The sequence below is a fragment of the Nonomuraea sp. KM88 genome, from assembly GCF_052245635.1.
In the GTDB taxonomy this organism is placed as follows: Bacteria; Actinomycetota; Actinomycetes; order Streptosporangiales; family Streptosporangiaceae; genus Nonomuraea.
In genome coordinates this window covers 750,281-769,582 of sequence record NZ_JBQQCC010000002.1, presented here as the reverse complement: position 1 = coordinate 769,582, position 19,302 = coordinate 750,281, and the positions used below count along the sequence as shown (strand labels likewise).

Below are 19,302 nucleotides of genomic sequence, written 5' to 3'. Positions count from 1 at the left end.
GGCACACTATGACAGCGAGGGAGCGGACTGAGGAGCCGAGCCCGCGAGCGAACCCGCGCAAGCCGACCATGGCCGACGTGGCCAGGCACGCGGGCGTCAGCCTCAAGACCGTTTCCCGGGTCGTCAACCAGGAGCCGCACGTCAGGGCGTCGCTGCGGCAGCGGGTGCAGACCTCCATCAGCACGCTCGGCTACCGCCGCAACGAGGCCGCCGCCCGCCTGGCCAGGGGCGCGACCATGCTGACGCTCGGGCTGGTGATGGAGAACATCTCCAACGAGTTCTACTCCCGCCTGGCCGCCGCGGTCGAGGCCGCCGCGGCGGAGCACGAGGCGCTGGTGGTGTTCGGCTCGTACGAGGAGAGCCCCGACAAGGAACGCATGCTGATCGAGTCCATGTACACGCGCGGCGTCGACTCCCTCATCGTCGTCCCGTCGGCGGCCGACCACGCCTGGCTGGCCGGGCACGCGAGCCTCACCACGGTCTTCGTCGACCGCGTGCCCTCAGGCCTGGAGGCGGCCGACGTCGTCATGCTCGACGACGTGCGCGGCGGCCGGGCGGCGACCGAGCACCTGCTCGCCGGCGGTCACCGCCGGATCGGCCTGATCTCCGACGACGACGGCCTCAGCTCCGTGCACGACCGCGCGACCGGCTACCGCCAGGCGCTGCGCGCCGCCGGGGTGCGGGCCGACGACGCGCTCGTGGTGCGGGGGGTGTTCGACCCGCGGCGGGTGTCGTACGAGGTCGGCAGGCTCCTCGACCTGGCCGACCCCCCGACGGCCCTGTTCGCCACCAACAACCGGGCCGCGATCGGCATCCTGCACGCGCTGCGCGAGCGGCCCGAGCGGCCCGCGTACGTGGGGTTCGACGACTTCGCGCTGGCCGGCGTCTTCAACCCCGGGGTGACGGTGGTCCGCTACGACGTCACCCGCCTGGCCCGCAGCGCCGTCGAGCTCCTGCTGCACCCGTCCCGGGAGCCCCGCAGGGTGAAGGTGCCGGTGGAACTGGTCGCCAGGGGCTCCGGCGAGCTGCCGCCCCCGTGACGGCCGCCTTCACGACGAGCGGGGCCGCCAGTCGCCGCGGTCGAGGTCGAGGTCCTCGGGCGTGTGCAGCCGGACCATCGTCCTGGCCACGCCGAGCGGCACCCGGTCGGGGGTCAGGAACGACACCGACACCATCACCGCGAACGCGATCGGCACCGTCCACGCCGCCGGCTGGGCCAGCAGCGCCCCCGCCGGCCCTTCGAACGGCCCGGCCGTGATCGTGACGAGCACCGCCGCGCAGGCCAGCCCGCCGCCCACGAACAGCCCGGCAAGCGCCCCCGTGGTGCTCAGCCGCCGCCACCAGATGCCCAGCACGAGCAGCGGGCAGAACGACGAGGCCGCCACCGCGAACGCCAGCCCCACCACGTCCGCCACGGGCAGCGCCCGCGCCCACAACGCCAGGGCCAGCGGCACCGCCACCGCCATCAGCGTGGCGATCCTGAACGAGCGCACCCCGCCCTTGAGCAGGTCCTGCGCGATCACGCCCGCCACGGACACGGTCAGCCCCGACGAGGTGGACAGGAACGCCGCGAACGCCCCCGCCGTGACGAGCGCCGTCAGCAGGTCGCCCAGCGAGCCGCCGATCATGCGGGAGGGCAGGGTGAGCACGACCGCGTCCGTACGCACCAGGTCGGGCGCGTAGATGCGGCCCAGCCACCCGTACACGGCGGGCAGCAGGTAGAACGCGCCCAGCAGCGTCAGCACCACCAGCGTCGTGCGGCGCGCGGCCCGCCCGTCGGGATTGGTGTAGAACCGCACGAGTACGTGCGGCAGCCCCATGGTGCCGAGGAAGGTGGCCAGGATCAGCGAGTACGTCGTGTACACCCCGTACTCCTTGCCGCCGCCCAGCGGCACCTGCCAGGTGGCCGCGTCCAGCGCGGTGACCCCGGGGGCGCCGTCGGCCTTCCACGCCATCAGCAGGAACACCAGCGGCACGGCCAGCGCGGTCAGCTTGAGCCAGTACTGGAACGCCTGCACGAACGTGATCGACCGCATGCCTCCCGACAGCACGTTCACCGCGACGACGCCCGCGACCAGCAGCCCGCCGGCCCACACGGGCGCGCCGGTGATGGTCCGCAACACCAGGCCCGCGCTCTGGAACTGCGGCATCAGGTAGAGCCCGCCGATCAGCACGACGAGCACGCTCGCGGTGCGGCGCACGGTCATCGACTCGAGCCTGGCCTCGGCGAAGTCCGGCAGCGTGTACGCCCCCGAACGCCGCAGCGGCGCCGACACCAGCACCAGCAGCACCAGGTAACCCCCGGTCCAGCCGACGGGCAGCCAGAGCATGTCCACGCCGAAGGACAGGATGAGCCCGGCGATCCCGAGGAAGGAGGCCGCCGACAGGTACTCGCCGCCGATGGCGGAGGCGTTCCAGAGCGGGCTGACCGTACGGGAGGCGACGTAGAAGTCGGAGGTGGTGCGCGAGACCCTGATCCCGAACGCTCCGATGAGGATGGCCGCGACCACGACCACCAGCACCGCCGTCAGGCTCATGGGCCCGGCTCCGTCCCGGGGGCGCCCCGGCTCATCGGCGTTCGACCAGTTCGGCGAAGTGGCGTTCGTTGCGCTCCGCCTGCCGCACGTACAACCAGGCGCCGATGACGAAGGCCGGGTAGATCAGGCCCGCCAGCACCGCCCACGCGAGCGGCACGCCCAGCAGGCGCACCTCGCTCAGGTCGGGGATCAGCAGGAACAGCAGCGGCAACCCGCCGATCACGCAGGCCAGCACCGTGCACACGAACAGCGCCAGCCTGAACTGGGTGCGCAACAGCGAGCGCATGTAGACCTCGCCGAGCCGGGTCTGCTCGTCGATCTCCAGGGTGGCCGGGTAGCGGGGCCGGCGGGCGGCGGCGGTGCGCGGGCTCGTCACGGTGACCCGCCGCGAGATGTTCTCCCGCGACAGGGGCGCCCTGCGGACCGGGCGGGATTCCTGGCGGCGGGGCTCCTGGCTCATTCGGGCCTGCCCTTCCTGGCCCGGCGCACCAGCAGGTCGCGCAGCTCGCGCGTGTGGCGGCGGCTGACCGGGATCTCGGTGTCGCCGACCCTGACCGTGCACTTGCCCGAGTCGATGTGCAGCTCCTCGATGTGCTTGACGGCCACCAGGTGGCTGCGGTGCACCCGCATGAACCCGGCCGAGGCCCACCGTTCCTCCAGGGTGGCCAGCGGGATGCGCACGAGGTGGCTGCCCCCGGCCGTGTGCAGCCGCGCGTAGTCGCCCTGCGCCTCCACGTAGATGACGTCGGCGCTGGACACGAACCGCGTGACCCCGCCCAGCTCGACCGGGATCGTGTCCGACTCGCCGCCCTCCACGGGCACGTCGGCCGAGACCGCCACGCGCCTGATCGCCTCGGCCAGCCGTTCCGGCCGGACGGGCTTGAGCAGGTAGTCCTCCGCCTTGATCTCGAACGCGTCCACCGCGTGCTCCTCGTACGCCGTCACGAACACCACGCGCGGCGGGTTCGCGAACTGCGACAACAACCGCCCGAGCACCACCCCGTCGAGCCCGCGCATCCGGATGTCGAGGAACACCGCGTCGATCGGCCTGCCGTCGGCGATGGCCCGGTCCAGCAGGCGCAGCGCCGCCGCACCGTCCCGCGCGGTCGCCACCTCGCCGATGCGGGGATCGGCGCGGAGGAGGTAGGACAGGTCTTCGAGGGCCGGCAGCTCGTCATCGACCGCGAGGACCCGTAGTTGTGCCATAGACAGTGATAAAACCGACAAGGAAGAGCGAGGTCAACGGGCAGAGACGCCTGGGTGATATTTCGGCAACCTGATGTTGACCTTGGTGCCCGCGCCGTTGCCGGTCTCGACGGCCAGGCCGTACTCGTCTCCGTACACGTGGCGCAGCCGCTCGTCCACGTTCGCCAGCCCGACGCCGCCCTTGGGAGCGATGTCACCTGCGAGGATGCGCCGCAGCCTGTCGGGGTCCATGCCGAGCCCGTCGTCCTCGACGCTGATGCGGCACTCGGCGCCGGCGTCCTCGGCGATGATCGTGATGCGGCCGACGCCGTTGCGGCTCTCCAGGCCGTGCCTGACGGCGTTCTCGACCAGCGGCTGCAGGCACAGGAACGGCACCGCGACCGGCAGCACCTCGGGGGCGATGCGGAGCGTGACCTGGAGCTGGTCACCGAACCTGGCCCGCTCCAGGATCAGGTAGCGGTCGATCGAGCGCAGCTCCTCCGCGAGCGTGGTGAACTCGCCGTGCCGGCGGAAGGAGTAGCGGGTGAAGTCGGCGAACTCCAGCAGCAGTTCCCTGGCCCGTTCGGGGTCGGTGCGGACGAAGGAGGCGATCGTGGTCAGGGAGTTGTAGATGAAGTGCGGGGAGATCTGCGCCCGCAGCGCCCGCACCTCGGCCTCCATGAGCAGCGTGCGCGAGCGGTCCAGCTCGGCCAGCTCCAGCTGCGAGTCGACCCAGCCGGCCACCTCCTGCGCGGCCCTGACCAGCCCGGCCGAGGCGCTCTGCCCGTAGGCGGCCAGCGTGCCGACCACGCGGTCGTCGGTCGTGAGCGGCACGACCACGGCCTGCCTGATCGGGCATTCGAGCAGGTCGCACTCGATGGTCAGCACCTGGGTGCGGCCGTCCTGGAGGGTCGCCGCCGCGTGCTCGAAGGCCGCGTCGGCGTGGTGGTCGTCGCCCGCGCCGTCGTAGACGAGCAGCCGCTCGCCGTCGGTGATCGCGACGGCGGCGGAGCCGAGCAGGGCGCGCAGGTGCCTGGAGGCGCGCTCGGCGCCGTCGGCGGTCAGACCGGCCCGCAGCGGCGGCCCGGCCAGGGAGGCGGTGTGCAGGGTCTCGAACGTGGCCCGCTCCGCAGGGCTGGTGCCCAGCTCTCTGCGGCCCCGCATGACCCGCCACAACACGATCGCGGGCACGCTGACGATCACGGCCACGACGGCGACCCCGACGAGGTATTCCACGCGGCCTGAGCTTACTCAGGCGCGCCGCAGGGCGGCGGCGATCGCGTCGGCGTAGGAGGCGGCCTCCTCCGCGGAGGCGTATTTCGTCCGCGGCCAGAAGAAGCCCCGCAGGCCGTCCTTCCGGTTGCGCGGCACCACGTGCACGTGCAGGTGGGCCACGCTCTGGCTGATGCGGTTGTTCATGGCGACGAACGTCCCGCCGGCCTGGAGCCCTTCCTCCACCGCCCCCGCCACGGCGCGCACCCGTTCGAAGAACGGGCCCACGTCGGCGAGGTCGGTGAGCGTCTCGACGTGGACCCTCGGCACGACCAGCACGTGACCCTTGAAGACGGGGCGCGCGTCGAGGAAGGAGACGGTCACGTCGTCGGAGTGCACGACGTGGGCCGGCCGCTCACCCGCGACGATCTCGCAGAACAGGTCGGCGCTCACCGGCCGGCCCGGTCCGCGAACGCCGTCCAGCTCGTCATGTTGCGGCCCGACCACTCCGCGGGCGCGTGCAGGAACCGCTCGCCCGCCCGCTCGCTCACCTGCTCGCTCAGCCGCCGCGGCGCCTCGGCCACCTTGGCGCCCCTGCAGTGGTAGACCAGCCCGCCTCCGCGCCGCCCCATCGCCATCCAGGGCAGCCACGGCGAGACCCGGCACCACGAGAACACGCACGGCACGCCGGGCGCGCCGGAGTCGAGGTCTTCCGCGGCGGCGAAGAACTGGAACAACTCCATCGCGCGGTACGTGTCGCTCGCGGAGTTGTCCGGATAGTCGGCGACCTTGAGCGGCGAGGGGTAGGCCAGCCGGATGTCGACGTTGTAGACCACCTGGTCGCCGAGGCGCGTCTCCGGCACCGGGTAGCCGCCGAGCCGCTGGTTGACCGGGTCGTTGAAGACGTGCTGCACCTCGACCGACCGCCCGGTCAGCGGGTTGTCCCAGGTGTCGAGCACCTGGCGGGTCTTCGGGTCGAGGTAGAGGGCGGCCTCCCTGGTCAGCAGCTGCCAGCCGCCGTCGGCCCGCACTGCCCTGGCCACGTTGAGCCCCTCGAACCCGAACAGGTGGTGGGGGCCGTCGTCGTCCTGCCACCCGTAGACGTCGCCGGTCCAGTAGGAGATCGTCTCCGCCCCGTCGGCGGACGCGCGCACCCGGATGAAGTCCATGATCTGGAGCCTAGCCCGTCCTTTTTCGCGACATGATGTTGCTATGTTGGGGACATGGTGTCGCTAACAGAGCGGACCCGGCAGAGCTGGCTCCCCCTCTTCGTGCTCGGCGTCGGCATGTCGATGATCATCATCGACGCGACGATCGTGAACGTGGCCGTTCCCGCGATCATGGCCGACGTCGGGCTCGCGGCCACCGACGTCGAGTGGGTGAACTCGATCTACTCGCTGTCGTTCGCCGCCCTGCTCATCCCGCTCAGCCGCATGGGCGACGCCCGCGGCAGGCGCAGGACGTTCGCCATCGGGCTGATCGTGTTCCTGGCCGCCAGCATGCTGGCCGCCGCGGCGGGCAGCGGCGCGCTCCTCATCGGAGCGCGGGTGCTCCAGGGCGTGGGCGCCTCCATGGTGGTGCCGATGACCCTCGCGATCATCAACGCGCTCTACACCGGCCCGCGCAGGACCGTCGCGTTCGCCGTGTGGGGCTCCATCATCGGCGGCATGGCCGCGCTCGGGCCGCTGCTCGGCGGCTGGGTCGTGACCGACTTCGGGTGGCGCTGGGCGTTCTGGGTGAACCTGCCGATCGGCCTGCTGGTCCTGCTCGGCACGGTCAAAGTGCCCGAGTCGAAGGACCCGGGCGCGGGCGGCGCCGACGTGCCAGGCGTGCTGCTGTCGGTGCTCGGCACGTCGGCCCTCGTGTTCGGGCTGATCGAGGGCCAGCGGTACGGCTGGTTCACGCCCACCGGCGATCCGGGCCCCGCCTGGCCGTTCGACGGCCTGTCGCCGATCCCGTTCGCGTTCGGGCTGGCCACGCTCTCCCTCGCCGCGTTCGTCCTGGTCGAGCGGGCCAGGGCCCGGGCCGGCCGCCCGGTCGTCCTGGACCTGTCGCTGTTCGCCATCCCCTCCTTCAGGTACGGCGGCGCGGCCGCGATGATCATCACGCTCGGCGAGTTCGGCCTCATCCTCGTGCTGCCGCTGTTCCTGCAGGCGGCCATCGGGTTCACCGCGTTCACAGCCGGCCTGATCATCGCCTCGCTGGCGGCCGGGACGTTCCTGGCCGGCGGCATCGTGCCGAAACTGCCGCTGACGCCCCGGCTCATCGTCCGGCTGGGGCTCACCCTCGAAGCGGCCGCCGCGATCGCGATCGGCCTGGCCGTCTCCCCTTCCCTCGGCCCGTGGACCCTGGCGCCCTGGCTTGTCACGTACGGCGTCGGCGTGGGGTTCGCCTCCGCGCAGCTGCCGAACGTGATGCTGGCCGACGTGCCCGCCCACCAGTCGGGCGTGGCCTCGGGGCTGCAGAGCACCATCCGCCAGCTCGGCGCCGCCATCGGCATCGCGGTGCTCGGCTCGGTGCTGGTCACCGGGCTCGGCGCGGCCATGGCCGACCGCCTGCCCGACGAGCCCGCGCTCGGGCAGGCCGTACGGGAGAGCGGCGGCGCGGCCATCGCGGGGATCAGGAACCCCGCGCAGCACGCCGCCGCCGTCGCGGCCGCCGCCGACGCCACCCGCCGGGTCACCGTCGTCACCGGGATCGTGCTGTTCGCGGGCGTCGGCGCCACCCTGCTGCTGCCCGATACTGGAGGCAGGCGTCGCAAGGAGGAGTGAGTCCGGTGCCGAGGATCAGCGCGGCGACGGTGGCCGACCATCGGGCGGGCCAGCGCGCGGCCCTGCTGGCGGCCGCCATGGAGATCCTGGTGGCCGAGGGCCCCGCGCGGCTCACCCCGGCGGCCGTCGGCGCGCGCGTTGGGCTGGCCCGCTCCAGCGTCTACCGCTATTTCTCCTCGACCTCCGACATCCTCGCCCAGCTCGTCGAGGACGCCATCCCGCGCTGGACCGCCAGGCTGGAGGACGCGGTCTCCCGGGCGAGCGGCCTGGAGGAGCAGGTGCGGGCGTTCGGGGAGGTGACGATGTCGTTCGTGACGAGCCCCGACTACGCGCTGCTGCGCGCGCTGGCCTCCGTCGACCTGCCGCCCGCGTGCCAGGAACGCCTCGACCGGCTCCACGAGACGATGATCGCGCCACTGCGGGGCGTCCTCGCCGAGGCCGGCCACGAGCAGCCCGACCTGGTCGCCCACCTCGGGTGGAGCATCCTCGGCGAAGCCCAGCGCCGGATCGCCGCGGGCGCCGACCCCCACGCCGACGCCGGCACGATCACCGCGACCACGCTCACCGTCCTGTGCCGGGCCCTGCTCCCTCCCGCACCCTGAACGTCACGCCTTCCTGCCCCACCGGGGCAGGGCCACGCGGTTCCGCGCACGCCGCTCCTTCATCGACCGGAGCCGGGCCGCTCCGTTCCGCGCGCGCCGCCTCATCAGCGCCCAGGGCCGGGCCGCCTGTCTCCGCGCGCGCCGCTTCATCATCATCCGGCGCCACAGGAAACCGATCACGGCGCCGATGGCGGCGACGAGCAGCGCGGGCCGCTTCCGCGCCTGCGTGGCGACGTCCCTGGCCTCAGGAGCGCTCTCGCGCACCTTGCCCGCCACGTCCGAAGCCTTGCCCCTGACCGTCGCGGCCGCACCGGCCGCCCGCCCCTTGGCCGTCTCCGCCGCGTGACCCACCTTGCCTTTGGCCGTCTCAGCCGCGTGACCGGCCCTGCCCCTGGCCGTCTCGGCCGCATGGCCCGCCTTGCCCTTGGCCGCCTGCGCGGCATGGCTCGCCCTGGACCTCACGTCGGCCTTGCCCGCCAGCGCGCTGACGGTTTCGCCCAGATCTCTCCGGGTCTTCTGGATGTCCTTACGCACGTCGTCCCCTTCCTCGTCCCCTTCCCCGTCCCCTTCCTCGGCGTCCGCCCCGCTCTCCCCCTTCAGCGACTCCTCCTCCGTCCGCCGGCTCTCCGTGGCCTCGGACCGCTCGTCGGCGATGGGGGCTTCGGGGATGAAGGTCTCGTGTTCCTCACGGGCGGCCTCGGCGTGCCTCGCGTTCTCCGCCGCGCCCGCCCTCGTCGGGGGGACGTTGATGGACTCGCGCTCCGTCGGCGTGCCCACGGTCGCTCTGCGCGCGCCGACGTCTCCTGCGTGTTGCTCCCCGGTGTATCCGGGATCGGTCTCGCTCATCGCCGAGCCTTCTCCTTGACCATGTCGATGTCGGCCCTGACACTCGCGAAGGTTTCCCCCGGGACCGGCGGGCCGGCTCGTTTCACCTGTTTCCTGCCGGTCAGGCCGAGTACGGCGGCGACGACGAACAGGACCACCGCGACGATCGCGGCGGCCACCCAGCCGGGCAGGACAAGGGCGAGCAGCATGATGACGGCGGCCACGAGGGCGCCGGCGCCGAACAGCGCGGTCACGCCCGCCGCGCCGAACAGCCCCGCGCCGAACCCCGCGTGCCTGCCCTTCTCCCGGAGCTCGATCCTGGCCAGGCGCAGTTCGTCCTTGACCAGCCGGGAGACCTGCTCGGAGAGGTCGTTGACCAGCTTGTGGGTGTCGTTCACGACGATCGCCTCCTCCGCTGCGGAAGGCGACTACCCAGACAACCGGCCTTCTATCACGCGCCGATGGCGCGCGGGACTAGCGCCTGGCGGCCTTGAGGACGAAGCGCAGGACGGACACCACGGGGTCGTTCTTGTCGGCCTCGCACCAGTTGCCCGGCTGCTTCGGCTTGCTCCACGGGGACGGGAGCTCGCACGAGGGAGCCTGCGGCTTGGGACGCTCGCACCACGATCCGGGAGGGTTCATACCTCCATGCTACGCGCGCCTGTCCGCGTCCACGCGGCCGAACCGACGCGTCATGCCGCGCGGGCGGGGCCGCGTACGCGATCCACGGGCGCGGCTCCGTGGCGGGTGCCGCGATGCGGGCGGGCGGCCCACGGCGGCGGCGGTAACCTGCCAGGGTGCGGGTACACGGAGTTTGGGCCGGCGACGGGCTCGCCTTCTGGGCCGAGACCACGACCCAGGACGAGCGCACGAGCCGGGGTGCGGAGCGGGGTGCGGGGCGGGGCGAGGGACGGGGTGCGGGGCGGGAGACGGCGCCGCGTGCGCATCCGCACGCCGCTTCCTGGGCCGTGGTCGCCGCCGCCCTCGGGCTCGACGACCCGCCGTCGCGGACGCTGGCGCTGCTCCTGCCCGGCTCGGCCAGAGAGCCCCTGCCCTCGCCGGAGACCGGGCGGCTGGCGGAGGTGACCCGGCCACGGCTGCGGCTCTGGCAGGTTCCCGCCGTGGTGCCACCCGCCGCCGTGGCCCTGCCGATGCTGGACGGGCACGCGGGCACCGCGACCCTGCGCCACTGGAGCGCCGTCGCCGCCTTCGCCCGCGACCTGGTACGCCGGGGCCGGGTCATCCCCAGGCTCATCCCCGCTCATGGCACGGCTCGGGCGGCGTGGTGGCCGGTGGTGACAGGGGTGGATGCCGGATATTTCCGGGAGCTGGCGCTGGCGATGCCGCCCGCCTGCCGCACCTCCCGTACCGAACGGCCCTCCGCGGACGTCCTGCGCGAGGCGCTCGAAACGTTCACCGACGCGCTGGTCAGACAGACGCTGGCCGAACCTCTCACCACAGTGCCCCTCACCACAGGGCCCCTCACCACAGGGCCGCGCGAGCGCTGGCTGGCCGCGCTGACCGGCGACGATCCGGCCTGTCCCGACGTGCCCGACCTGCGGCAAGAGCTGGAGAAGTGGCACGACGCGGTGACGACCGCCGAGGGCGCGGCGCGGGTGTGCTTCCGCCTCCTGGAGCCCGCCGGCACCCACGCCGGCACTGATGACAGGACCGCCGGAACTGACGGCGAGGCCGATGACAGGGCCGGCGGGTGGCGGGTCGAGCTGGCGTTGCAGGCCGCCGACGACCCCAGCCTGTACGTTCCCGCCGCCCAGGTGTGGCGCGAGGGCGGGCCGGCCGGGTTCCCGGGGAAACCGCAACGGGAGCTGCTGGCCGGGCTGGGGCGGGCGGTCAGGCTCTATCCCGAACTGGACCGAGCCCTGCGCGTCCCCCAGCCGAGGGAGCTGGCCCTGGACACCGCGGGCGCGTTCGCGTTCCTCAGGCAGGCGGCGCCGCTGTTGCAGGCGGCCGGGTTCGGCGTGCAGCTGCCGCGCTGGGCGGGCCGTACGAAGCTGGGGCTGAAGCTCACCACGAGGACGAAGGCGCAGAAGGCGGCCGCGGCCCAGGGGTTCGGGATGCGGGAGCTGGTCGACTTCCGCATCGACCTGGCGGTGGGCGACGAGTCGATCAGCGAGGCGGAGCTGGCCGAGCTGGCCCGGCTCAAGGTGCCGCTGGTCCGGGTGCGCGGCCAGTGGGTGGAGCTGGACGAGCGGCAGCTCAAGGCGGCGCTCAAGGCCGTCGAGGGCGCCCGTACGGGCGAGGCGAGCGCCGCCGACCTGCTGCGTCACGTCGTGCAGGCCGATGACGACGAGCTGCCGCTGCTGGAGGTCGACGCCGACGGCGTGCTCGGCGACCTGCTGTCCGGGCAGGCCGAGCGGCGGCTGACGCCGCTGGCCACGCCGGCGGGACTGGACGCCGCACTCAGGCCCTACCAGGAGCGGGGCCTGGCCTGGCTGAGCTTCCTGTCGGAGCTGGGCCTGGGCGGCGTGCTGGCTGACGACATGGGGCTGGGCAAGACGATCACCACGCTGGCGCTGCTCGTGCACGAGCGGGCCGCTGCCCCGACGCTGCTGGTGTGCCCGATGTCGCTGGTCGGCAACTGGCAGCGGGAGGCGGCCAGGTTCGCACCCGGGCTGCGCGTCCACGTGCACCACGGCAGCGGCCGAGACCCCGCGGAGATCGAGCACGCCGACCTGGTGATCACCACGTACGGCACCGCCCAGCGCGACCTGGAGACGCTCCGGCGCCACGAATGGCGCAGGGTCGTGTGCGACGAGGCGCAAGCGATCAAGAACAGCGGGACGTTGCAGGCCCAGGCCGTACGGTCGATCCCCACGGGCACCCGGCTGGCGCTGACGGGCACCCCGGTCGAGAACCATCTGGCCGAGCTCTGGTCGATCATGGAGTTCGCCAACCCGGGCCTGCTGGGGCCGCGCACACGGTTCAGGACGAGGTTCCAGGAGCCCATCGAGGCGCGGCAGGACGAGCAGGCGGCCAGGGCGCTCAAGCGGGCGACGGGCCCGTTCATCCTCCGCCGCCTCAAAACCGATAAGTCCATCATTTCCGATTTGCCGGAAAAGCTGGAGATCAAGGAGTGGTGCCCGCTCACCACGGAACAGGCCACGCTCTACCAGGCGGTCGTCGACGACATGCTGACCAGGATCGACGACAGTGAGGGCATCGAGCGGCGCGGCCTGGTGTTGTCGGCCATGGCCAGGCTCAAGCAGGTCTGCAACCATCCGGCCCACCTGCTCAAGGACGGCTCCCGCCTGTCGGGCAGGTCGGGCAAGCTGGCCCGGTTGGAGCAGCTGTCCGAAGAAATCCTGGCGGAAGGCGAAAAAGCACTGCTTTTCACGCAGTACGCGGAGTTCGGCACCATGCTCCAGCCGTACCTGGCCCAGCGGCTCGGCATGACCGTCCTCTGGCTGCACGGCGGGCTGCCGAAGAAGACCCGCGACCGCCTGGTCGACCGGTTCCAGAACGACGACGAGCCGATGTTGTTCGTGCTCTCGCTCAAGGCGGCCGGCGTCGGCCTCAACCTCACCGCCGCCAACCACGTCGTCCACGTCGACCGCTGGTGGAACCCGGCCGTCGAGGACCAGGCCACCGACCGCGCGTTCCGCATCGGGCAGCGCAAGAACGTGCAGGTGCGCAAGCTCATCTGCGCGGGCACCCTCGAAGAACGCGTCGACCAGATGATCGAGCGCAAGAAGGCCCTGGCCGAGCGGGTGGTCGGCGCAGGCGAGGACTGGCTCACCGACCTGTCCACCGACGAGCTGCGCGAGGTGTTCCGGCTGACGGCGGAGGGGGTGGGCTGAGCATGGTCACGTTCGAGGACTGGTACGACGGCGCCCAGCCGATCAGGGTCGAGGGCGGCATCAAGGCCCGCACGCGGCGGGGCAGCATCGGCTCCACGTGGTGGTCGCGGCGGTTCATCGACATCCTGGAGCGCGTCTGCGACAAGGGACGGCTCTCGCGCGGCCGCGCCTACGCCCGGCAGGGCCAGGTCCTGTCGATCGACCTGGCGGCCGGGGAGGTGCGGGCCGGCGTGCAGGGCTCGCGGCGCGACCCGTACGACGTCGTGATCAGGATCGAGGCGTACGGCGAGTCGCTCTGGGCCTCCGTCGAGGAGTCGATCGCGGCGCAGGCCGTGCACCGGGCCAAGCTGCTGGCCGGGGAGATGCCGGCCGAGATCGAGGAGGTGTTCGCCGCGCTCGGGATCGACCTGTTCCCGCGTGACCTCGACATGGACTGCTCGTGCCCCGACTGGGGTTTCCCGTGCAAGCACCTGTCGGCGGTGCTCTATCTGCTGGCCGAGTCGTTCGACGACGACCCGTTCCTGGTGCTGGCCTGGCGCGGGCGCACCCGCGAGCAGCTGCTCGGCTCGCTGGCGGACGACGCCGCGGACGCCACGGTGGTCGCCGGGGTGGACGCGCTGCGCGTGGACGACGTGCCGTTCGCCGACCGCCTGGCCGACTTCTACGCGCCCGGCGCGACGGCCCACCGCCCCGAGCGGCGCCCGTCCGCCGCCGCCCCCGACCTCCTCCTGCGCCTCTTCCCGCCACCCGCCGGCCTGGCGGACCCGCTGGAGCCCGCCTACCGGCGCCTGGGCGACGCCTGAAGCCGGGCCGGCGGGGTCAGCTGGCGCGGTCAGGTAGCGCGGCCAGGTAGCGGGGTCGGGTAGCGGGGTCGGGCGCCGGCTCAGTTGTCCTCGAACGAGGACGGCACCATGACGCGCACCCCGTTGGGGACCACCCGCAGCCTGATGGGCGTGCGCAGCCGCACCTCGCCGTCGACGTCGGCGGCCATCGGCGGATCGGTCTCCAGGAGCATCTCGCGGCCCGTCACGAACGGCCCCCCTGCGAGGCTGCGCCAGCGCCCGGTGGTCGCCCTGAGCAGGGTCTCGCCCAGCAGCCGCAGCTTCTTGCCCGACCCGAGCTGGTAGGCCACCAGCATGCCGTTGTCGATGCTGATGTCCCTGGCGACCTGCCAGCCGCCGTGGAAGCGGCCGTTGGCGATGTTGAGCTGGTGGGTGAGGAGCTCGTGCCGCTGCCCCTCGACGGTGATGAAGGCGCGGAACGGCGTGTGGCCCGGCAGGATCGTCAGCGCCGTCAGCGGATAGGCGGGACGCCCCACGATGCGCTTGAGCCACGGCTTGACCTTGCCCGCCACCTCGACCGACACCCCGAAGCTGGCCAGGTTGGCGAACGGCCGGTCGTCGGCCAGGCCGAGATCGATGTCGGCCACCTTGCCCGTGTCGAACACCTTGATCGCCCCGGCCAGGTCGAGGGGGAGGCCGAGGCTGCGGGCGAAGTTGTTGGTGGTGCCCAGCGGCAGCACGCCGAGCGCCACGTCGCGGTGGGCCACGTGCCGCACCGCCGAGGAGAGCGTGCCGTCGCCGCCGCCCACGATGAGCAGGTCAGGCTCGGTGGCCAGGGCGGTGTCGAGCAGCTCGCGCAGCCGCTTGGGGTTGTAGACCGACAGCTCCGCCAGCGGCTCGAACCCGAGGTTGTGGATCTGCTCGATCACCTCGAAATAGTGCCGCCGGCCGCGGCGCGAGCGAGTGTTCACCACGACCGCCACCCGGCGATCTCTCCGGATCGCCTCGGTGTGCTCGTCCTTGGTGCGCAGTTCGGTCATGGTCATCAATCGTAAGTGCACAACCCGCTACCTTCGGCCGCCCGCTGAACACGGGCCGGCCGGAGGGGAGGATCGCGGAAGCCGGCCGCTGGACGCGGCCGGCCGGTTGCGCAGGGCGTGGGGCCGGCCGCTGGGAACGGACGGCCCCGCAGGTCACTTCTTCGGCGGGACCACCCGGACGATGGCGCCCAGGTTGCCCGGCAGCGGGGTGAGCAGCTGGAACTGCACGCCCAGCGCCTTGCCCTCGTCACCGGGGTCGCCGGTGCCGAGCACCGAGCCCGCGGCCACCTGGCCGTACAGCTCGGTGGCGGGGGTGCCGTCCTGGTGCACCACGCGCGTGGTGTACGCCTGGTCGCCCTTCGACGGCACGACCGCTGAGGCGTCGAAGTCGCGGTAGTACAGCCCGTTGTCGATCAGCTCGATGCCCGGGTACCAGGTCTTCGCGTCGGTGAAGGTCTTGACGCCCTTCTGCGCCTTGAAGTCGGTGCAGTACTCGCTGAACGGCTCGTCCGCCGCCTCCAGGCACTCCTTGAACGGGTACGTCTTGCGGAACCCGAACGCGGCGTTCGAGGTCTGGGCGCGGCCCGGGAGGTTCTTGTTGAGTGTCGGGTCCTTCTCGGCCGCGGTGCCCGTGCGGCGCAGCGGCTCGTAGTGGGAGTCCACGACCAGCAGGCTGCCCTTCGGGCCGAGGCTCGGCGGGCCCGTGATGTCGGCGGTCACGTGGTTGTTGACGTACGTCGAGTCGCGGTACCAGACCAGCAGGCCGGGCGCGTTGTACTTGATCTTCTGCACCTTCCACGCCCCGTCACGGGAGTAGTCGGTGTCGTAGGTGTACTGCAGGCCCTTGTCGAACCCGTCGAAGTTGCGCCACTCCGCCAGGTAGAAGCGGGAGACCTCGCGCTCGCCGTTGTTGCGGGTCCAGCCCTGGCCGCTGGTGTTGGTGAACGTGCCACCGGTGGCGTGCCAGCCGTTGTCCCCGCCCTCGACGTCGTCGCTCCACACGGACGTGCCGTCGTTGGTGAGCTCGAAGTCGTCGGCGTGCCAGCCGCGCGGCATGAAGGCCGCGTCGGTGTTGTACGTCAGCCGCAGCTTGATCGTCTGCCCGGCGAACGGCGTCAGGTTGACGTAGTCGTGCCGCCAGCCGTCGGTGTTGCCGGTGATGCCGTACTTCTTGTTGCCGAACGTGGCGAGGTTCTTGTTCGGGTCCGGGTAGTCGTCGGGCGTGGTGATCTCGTTGCCGGCCTCGTCGAAGACCTTCTGCTGGGTCCACGTCGCGCCGCCGTCGGTGGAGACCTCGACGAAGCCGAAGTCCCAGTCGGACTCGATCTCGTAGTTGTTCCACATCCAGAACCGCACGTCGGAGCCCTCGGGGACGGGCACGTCGCGGGTGATGCCGATGTTGGCCCACTCCTGGTCCAGGCCGGTCCACCAGGCGTTCGACCCGCTGTGCGGCTCGATCATCTTCAACGGCGCGGAGGCGAGGTTGACCCGGATGCCGTCCTCGGTCAGCTTGGGCGTGCGGGAGGTCTGGCCGACGGTGACGAGCTTGGAGCGGTCACCGGGGTCGAACACCTTCGGGTTCGCCCAGCCGAGCACCCACTTGTCCCACAGGCCCATGTGGGTGGGCATCGACTGGAAGATCGGGCCGGAGTGGGAACCGCTGGACATCAGGTCCCAGAAGTCCACGGCCGAGCTGCCCGCTCCCGAGGTGTCGTACAGGTCGGGCAGGCCGAGGTCGTGGCCGTACTCGTGGGCGAAGACGCCGACGCCGGAGTCCTCGGGCTGCACGATGTAGTTGGAGATCTTCTTGTCGGTGCCGGGGACGGTGTAGCCGCCGGCGACCGCGCTGGAGTGGGCCCAGATGGCGTAGGTGCCCTCGGCGCCGCCGTCGGACGACTTGTCCTTGCCGGCGTGCACCAGCACCAGGTGGTCGATGACGCCGTCGGGCTCCTGGAAGTTGCCGTCGCCGTCGGCGTCGGAGACGTCCTCCACGTCGTAGTCGGCCCAGGGGAAGTCCGGCTGGGCCTGGACGAGCGCGTTCACCGAGTCGATCGGGAGCTGCTGGGCGCCGAGCTGGTTGTCGGGGTGGCCGGACATGTCCTGGGGAGCGCCGCCGCAGGCCGCGGCGCCGTACCAGGCCTCGGAGTGCGGAACCTTGACCCAGCCGACCGCCTCGCCGGTGACGGAGTAGGCGCCCTTCGACATCTCCTCGTACATCTTCTTCATGGTGAAGCCGGAGATGTCGATGCCGGGCCTGCCGTCGCGGGGGTCCTTCAGGTCGGGGCGCACCCGCTCGGTGATGCCCTTGTCCGTGTAGAGCATCTTGTTGAAGTGCTCGGTGCTGAAGTCCTTGACCCAGAAGGAGTTGTTGTCCTGGTGCGGCAGCGTCGCCGGGTCGGGGATGTTGTTGTGCAGGGGACCGTTCAGGAGCGTTCCCGGCGGCTCGACGACGCAGTCGTCGGGGGCGCTGCCGACCGAGCGCAGCCGGTTGAATCCGGAGAAGTCGTCGTTGGCCTGCTCGTTGAACTCGACGAGGAGCGTCAGGAGCTTGGCCGTACGGGTCTGCTTGGACTTCTTGAAGATCCATTCAGCGGGGTTTCGGCCGGTTCTCATGGCCTCCTTCTCGCGCGCGGCGAGAATGCGGCCGGCCGCGGGGTTACCGCTGCTGAACTTCCTGTCGAACTTCTGCGCCGGGGTGAGCGAGCGCGCCTTCGGATCTTCGAGCTTGGGCTCCTTCGGGTCTTCCGCGACCCTGGGCGGAGCGTAGTTGATGTAGAAGTCCGAGGCTGCGGGCTCGTAAACCGCCACCGACGACGCTTGTGCGGAGGGAGCGGTCAGGGCGGCACCGAGAAGGGCGACCGCGGGAAGCGTTGCTAACAGGCGCTTTGTACGTGGCACCAGGAACCCTTTCTGCCCGGGGTCGCCGGGCGCATGGCCATAGGGTGTGCAATGCCGGACGTTAGAGGGTGACTAAACGGGTCGTAAAGGGAATTGTTGAAACGTGATCAAACTACGACAATCAGGCCATCACCCAAACGGCCACGGCCACGCCCGCCAGCGCCGCCCCGTAGCAGATCACCGCCAGCGCCCGATCGAACCTCGCGATGCCGAACAGCTCTTCACTGGTGAAACGAATGCGGTGGGCCGCGTGAAAAAGACACAGCGTCACGACCACGAGCAGCGCGGCCCGTACGACCACGCCGTCCAGCAGCGCGCGCAGATGATCGACGGCGGGCCAGTCGACGACGCCGAGCGGCATGAGCACCCCGAACAGCAGCACCAGCACCGGCAGCACGAGCGCTGCCACCACGCCCCCGCCGCTGAACAACAACCACAGATACGGTTCGGGCGTGCGCTTCATGGCGACCTCAGGATGAAATAGGCGATCAGCGCGGAGACCAGCACCCAGGCCGAATGGTTGCCGCCCTGGATCATCCAGGCGGGCACCCGCCAGCCGTCCAGCCGGACGACGGTGGCCTTGGGCGCCAGGTTGAGGAACGTGACCGTGTGGAAGGCGGTCGCGGCCAGGGCGACGACGTTGAGCGCGATCATCCAGGGCCGGGAGGCCAGCGCGGCGAAGTCCCGCAACGACCCGCCGAGCACCGCGTCCACGAGCATCAGCGTGAAGACGATCGCCCACGCCACGAAGACGCTGGTCAGCTCCCGCAGCACGAAGAAGGTGTAGCGGCGGCTGCGGGCGAACCACAGCCGGTCGGTCCGCGGCCGGTAGGCGGCCGAGGTGGTGCGTACGGCGGCGCTCGGGGTCACCTTCTCCTTGGAGGTCATCGCCTGCTCCACGGCAGCACCGAGCGCAGGGCGGCGGTCAGCTTGTACCGCTGGATGGCCTCGGCCGGATCCACGTGCTTGGGGCAGACCTGGGTGCACTCGCCGACGAACGTGCAGCCCCACACGGCGTCCTCCAGGTTGAGCACGTCGAACCGGTCCCCCATGTCGCGCGAGTCGAGGTTGTAGCGCTGGGCGAGGGCGATGGCGGCCGGGCCGAGGAAGTCGGGTTCGAGCACGTAGACCGGGCAGGCCGAGTAGCACAGCAGGCAGTTGATGCACATGCTGTACTGCTTGTACGCCTCCAGCTGCTCGGGCGTCTGGGCGTACTCGGTGGTCAGCGGCAGGTCCTCGCCCTCCCTGACCAGCCAGGGCCGCACCGATGACAGCTTGGCCAGGAAGTCGTCGATGTCCACGACCAGGTCCCTGATGACGGGAAACCCCTTCAGCGGCTCGATCCGCACCGGGCCGTCGCCGTACTCGGTGAGGAAGGTGCCGCAGGTCAGCCGGGGCTCGCCGTTGACGGTCATGCCGCACGAGCCGCACACACCCATCCGGCACGACCAGCGGTAGGACAGGCTGCCGTCGAGCTGGTCCTTGATGTAGTTGAGCCCGTCGAGCACGGCCCAGTCGGGCATGAGCGGCACGTCGTATCCCTGGAGCACCGGCTCGTCGTCCTCCCCCGGCCGGTACCGGGACACCTCCATCCGCAGCGTCCTGGTCTGCTTGCCATCAGTCACGCCTGAT

The 19,302-nt window shown here is 71.5% G+C and carries 19 protein-coding genes; 5 read left to right on the top strand and 14 right to left on the bottom strand.

The genetic code is table 11. The features are described from left to right. The first annotated feature begins 8 nt into the window (after positions 1 to 8). Positions 9 to 1,040 carry a LacI family DNA-binding transcriptional regulator gene (locus ACTWPV_RS09310; RefSeq protein WP_347644103.1) on the top strand — a complete coding sequence of 344 codons (1,032 nt, stop codon included), beginning with the start codon at positions 9 to 11 and terminating at the stop codon, positions 1,038 to 1,040. A gap of 9 nt (positions 1,041 to 1,049) precedes the next feature. Here the strand turns inward: ACTWPV_RS09310 and ACTWPV_RS09305 are convergent, their stop codons facing one another. Genes ACTWPV_RS09305 through ACTWPV_RS09280 form a run of 6 tightly spaced genes read right to left on the bottom strand, consistent with a single transcriptional unit; the run spans position 1,050 to position 6,103 of the window. Then, positions 1,050 to 2,537, bottom strand: coding sequence for a sodium/solute symporter (locus ACTWPV_RS09305; RefSeq protein ID WP_347644104.1), 1,488 nt, complete (start codon positions 2,535 to 2,537; stop codon positions 1,050 to 1,052). Positions 2,538 to 2,568: 31 nt separating this feature from the next. Then, positions 2,569 to 2,997, bottom strand: a complete 429-nt coding sequence (locus ACTWPV_RS09300) for a hypothetical protein (RefSeq protein WP_347778698.1) — start codon at positions 2,995 to 2,997, stop codon at positions 2,569 to 2,571. Beyond that, positions 2,994 to 3,743, bottom strand: coding sequence for a LytR/AlgR family response regulator transcription factor (locus tag ACTWPV_RS09295; protein WP_132514953.1), 750 nt, complete (start codon positions 3,741 to 3,743; stop codon positions 2,994 to 2,996). Before ACTWPV_RS09295 ends, ACTWPV_RS09300 begins: the two co-directional genes overlap by 4 nt. A gap of 33 nt (positions 3,744 to 3,776) precedes the next feature. Then, the gene (locus tag ACTWPV_RS09290; RefSeq protein WP_347778700.1) at positions 3,777 to 4,958 is read right to left on the bottom strand and encodes a sensor histidine kinase; all 1,182 of its coding nucleotides are present in this window, start codon (positions 4,956 to 4,958) and stop codon (positions 3,777 to 3,779) included. Positions 4,959 to 4,973: 15 nt separating this feature from the next. Continuing rightward, on the bottom strand, positions 4,974 to 5,387 hold the full coding sequence (locus tag ACTWPV_RS09285) for an HIT family protein (protein WP_347644107.1): 414 nt from the start codon (positions 5,385 to 5,387) through the stop codon (positions 4,974 to 4,976). After that, positions 5,384 to 6,103, bottom strand: a complete 720-nt coding sequence (locus ACTWPV_RS09280; RefSeq protein WP_443151388.1) for a DUF1838 family protein — start codon at positions 6,101 to 6,103, stop codon at positions 5,384 to 5,386. The genes ACTWPV_RS09285 and ACTWPV_RS09280 overlap by 4 nt, the downstream gene beginning before the upstream one ends. A gap of 54 nt (positions 6,104 to 6,157) precedes the next feature. On the opposite strand from ACTWPV_RS09280, the gene ACTWPV_RS09275 reads away from it, so the two are divergent. Together ACTWPV_RS09275 and ACTWPV_RS09270 are read left to right on the top strand one after the other, a co-directional pair. Next, on the top strand, positions 6,158 to 7,705 hold the full coding sequence (locus ACTWPV_RS09275) for an MFS transporter (RefSeq protein WP_443151387.1): 1,548 nt from the start codon (positions 6,158 to 6,160) through the stop codon (positions 7,703 to 7,705). A gap of 5 nt (positions 7,706 to 7,710) precedes the next feature. Continuing rightward, positions 7,711 to 8,307, top strand: a complete 597-nt coding sequence (locus ACTWPV_RS09270) for a TetR/AcrR family transcriptional regulator (protein WP_443151386.1) — start codon at positions 7,711 to 7,713, stop codon at positions 8,305 to 8,307. Between the two features lie 3 nt (positions 8,308 to 8,310). Here the strand turns inward: ACTWPV_RS09270 and ACTWPV_RS09265 are convergent, their stop codons facing one another. The 3 genes from ACTWPV_RS09265 to ACTWPV_RS09255 form a co-directional block, all read right to left on the bottom strand. Beyond that, positions 8,311 to 9,153 (bottom strand): DUF3618 domain-containing protein, encoded by an 843-nt coding sequence (locus ACTWPV_RS09265; protein WP_443151385.1) that lies wholly within the window; start codon positions 9,151 to 9,153, stop codon positions 8,311 to 8,313. Beyond that, on the bottom strand, positions 9,150 to 9,530 hold the full coding sequence (locus ACTWPV_RS09260; RefSeq protein ID WP_347644112.1) for a phage holin family protein: 381 nt from the start codon (positions 9,528 to 9,530) through the stop codon (positions 9,150 to 9,152). The genes ACTWPV_RS09265 and ACTWPV_RS09260 overlap by 4 nt, the downstream gene beginning before the upstream one ends. Before the next feature lie 76 nt (positions 9,531 to 9,606). Further along, positions 9,607 to 9,774, bottom strand: a complete 168-nt coding sequence (locus ACTWPV_RS09255; protein ID WP_347644113.1) for a hypothetical protein — start codon at positions 9,772 to 9,774, stop codon at positions 9,607 to 9,609. Between the two features lie 155 nt (positions 9,775 to 9,929). On the opposite strand from ACTWPV_RS09255, the gene ACTWPV_RS09250 reads away from it, so the two are divergent. Further along, positions 9,930 to 12,950, top strand: coding sequence for a DEAD/DEAH box helicase (locus ACTWPV_RS09250; protein WP_443151384.1), 3,021 nt, complete (start codon positions 9,930 to 9,932; stop codon positions 12,948 to 12,950). 2 nt (positions 12,951 to 12,952) lie between these two features. Beyond that, complete coding sequence (locus tag ACTWPV_RS09245; protein ID WP_443151383.1) at positions 12,953 to 13,753, top strand: SWIM zinc finger family protein; 801 nt, start codon at positions 12,953 to 12,955, stop codon at positions 13,751 to 13,753. 80 nt (positions 13,754 to 13,833) lie between these two features. Here ACTWPV_RS09245 and ACTWPV_RS09240 read toward each other — a convergent pair whose 3' ends face one another. From ACTWPV_RS09240 to sdhB, 5 genes are all read right to left on the bottom strand, one after another. Continuing rightward, positions 13,834 to 14,772, bottom strand: a complete 939-nt coding sequence (locus ACTWPV_RS09240; RefSeq protein WP_347644116.1) for a diacylglycerol/lipid kinase family protein — start codon at positions 14,770 to 14,772, stop codon at positions 13,834 to 13,836. Between the two features lie 153 nt (positions 14,773 to 14,925). Continuing rightward, complete coding sequence (locus ACTWPV_RS09235) at positions 14,926 to 17,580, bottom strand: immune inhibitor A domain-containing protein (RefSeq protein ID WP_443151382.1); 2,655 nt, start codon at positions 17,578 to 17,580, stop codon at positions 14,926 to 14,928. Positions 17,581 to 17,791: 211 nt separating this feature from the next. Beyond that, entirely contained in the window at positions 17,792 to 18,133 is a 342-nt protein-coding gene (gene frdD / locus ACTWPV_RS09230; RefSeq protein WP_347644118.1) for a fumarate reductase subunit FrdD, read from the bottom strand. Continuing rightward, positions 18,130 to 18,558 (bottom strand): hypothetical protein, encoded by a 429-nt coding sequence (locus ACTWPV_RS09225; RefSeq protein WP_443151381.1) that lies wholly within the window; start codon positions 18,556 to 18,558, stop codon positions 18,130 to 18,132. The genes frdD and ACTWPV_RS09225 overlap by 4 nt, the downstream gene beginning before the upstream one ends. Then, positions 18,555 to 19,295 carry a succinate dehydrogenase iron-sulfur subunit gene (gene sdhB, locus ACTWPV_RS09220; RefSeq protein WP_443151380.1) on the bottom strand — a complete coding sequence of 247 codons (741 nt, stop codon included), beginning with the start codon at positions 19,293 to 19,295 and terminating at the stop codon, positions 18,555 to 18,557. The genes ACTWPV_RS09225 and sdhB overlap by 4 nt, the downstream gene beginning before the upstream one ends. Positions 19,296 to 19,302 lie beyond the last annotated feature (7 nt).

Excerpts from the sequence above, each read along its gene's own strand:
- ACTWPV_RS09310 (WP_347644103.1), top strand. The coding sequence starts at position 9 with ATGACAGCGAGGGAGCGGACTGAGGAGCCGAGCCCGCGAGCGAACCCG.
- ACTWPV_RS09305 (WP_347644104.1), bottom strand. The coding sequence starts at position 2,537 with ATGAGCCTGACGGCGGTGCTGGTGGTCGTGGTCGCGGCCATCCTCATC.
- ACTWPV_RS09300 (WP_347778698.1), bottom strand. The coding sequence starts at position 2,997 with ATGAGCCAGGAGCCCCGCCGCCAGGAATCCCGCCCGGTCCGCAGGGCG.
- ACTWPV_RS09295 (WP_132514953.1), bottom strand. The coding sequence starts at position 3,743 with ATGGCACAACTACGGGTCCTCGCGGTCGATGACGAGCTGCCGGCCCTC.
- ACTWPV_RS09280 (WP_443151388.1), bottom strand. The coding sequence starts at position 6,103 with ATGGACTTCATCCGGGTGCGCGCGTCCGCCGACGGGGCGGAGACGATC.
- ACTWPV_RS09275 (WP_443151387.1), top strand. The coding sequence starts at position 6,158 with ATGGTGTCGCTAACAGAGCGGACCCGGCAGAGCTGGCTCCCCCTCTTC.
- ACTWPV_RS09265 (WP_443151385.1), bottom strand. The coding sequence starts at position 9,153 with ATGAGCGAGACCGATCCCGGATACACCGGGGAGCAACACGCAGGAGAC.
- ACTWPV_RS09255 (WP_347644113.1), bottom strand. The coding sequence starts at position 9,774 with ATGAACCCTCCCGGATCGTGGTGCGAGCGTCCCAAGCCGCAGGCTCCC.
- ACTWPV_RS09245 (WP_443151383.1), top strand. The coding sequence starts at position 12,953 with ATGGTCACGTTCGAGGACTGGTACGACGGCGCCCAGCCGATCAGGGTC.
- ACTWPV_RS09240 (WP_347644116.1), bottom strand. The coding sequence starts at position 14,772 with ATGACCGAACTGCGCACCAAGGACGAGCACACCGAGGCGATCCGGAGA.
- frdD (WP_347644118.1), bottom strand. The coding sequence starts at position 18,133 with ATGAAGCGCACGCCCGAACCGTATCTGTGGTTGTTGTTCAGCGGCGGG.
- ACTWPV_RS09225 (WP_443151381.1), bottom strand. The coding sequence starts at position 18,558 with ATGACCTCCAAGGAGAAGGTGACCCCGAGCGCCGCCGTACGCACCACC.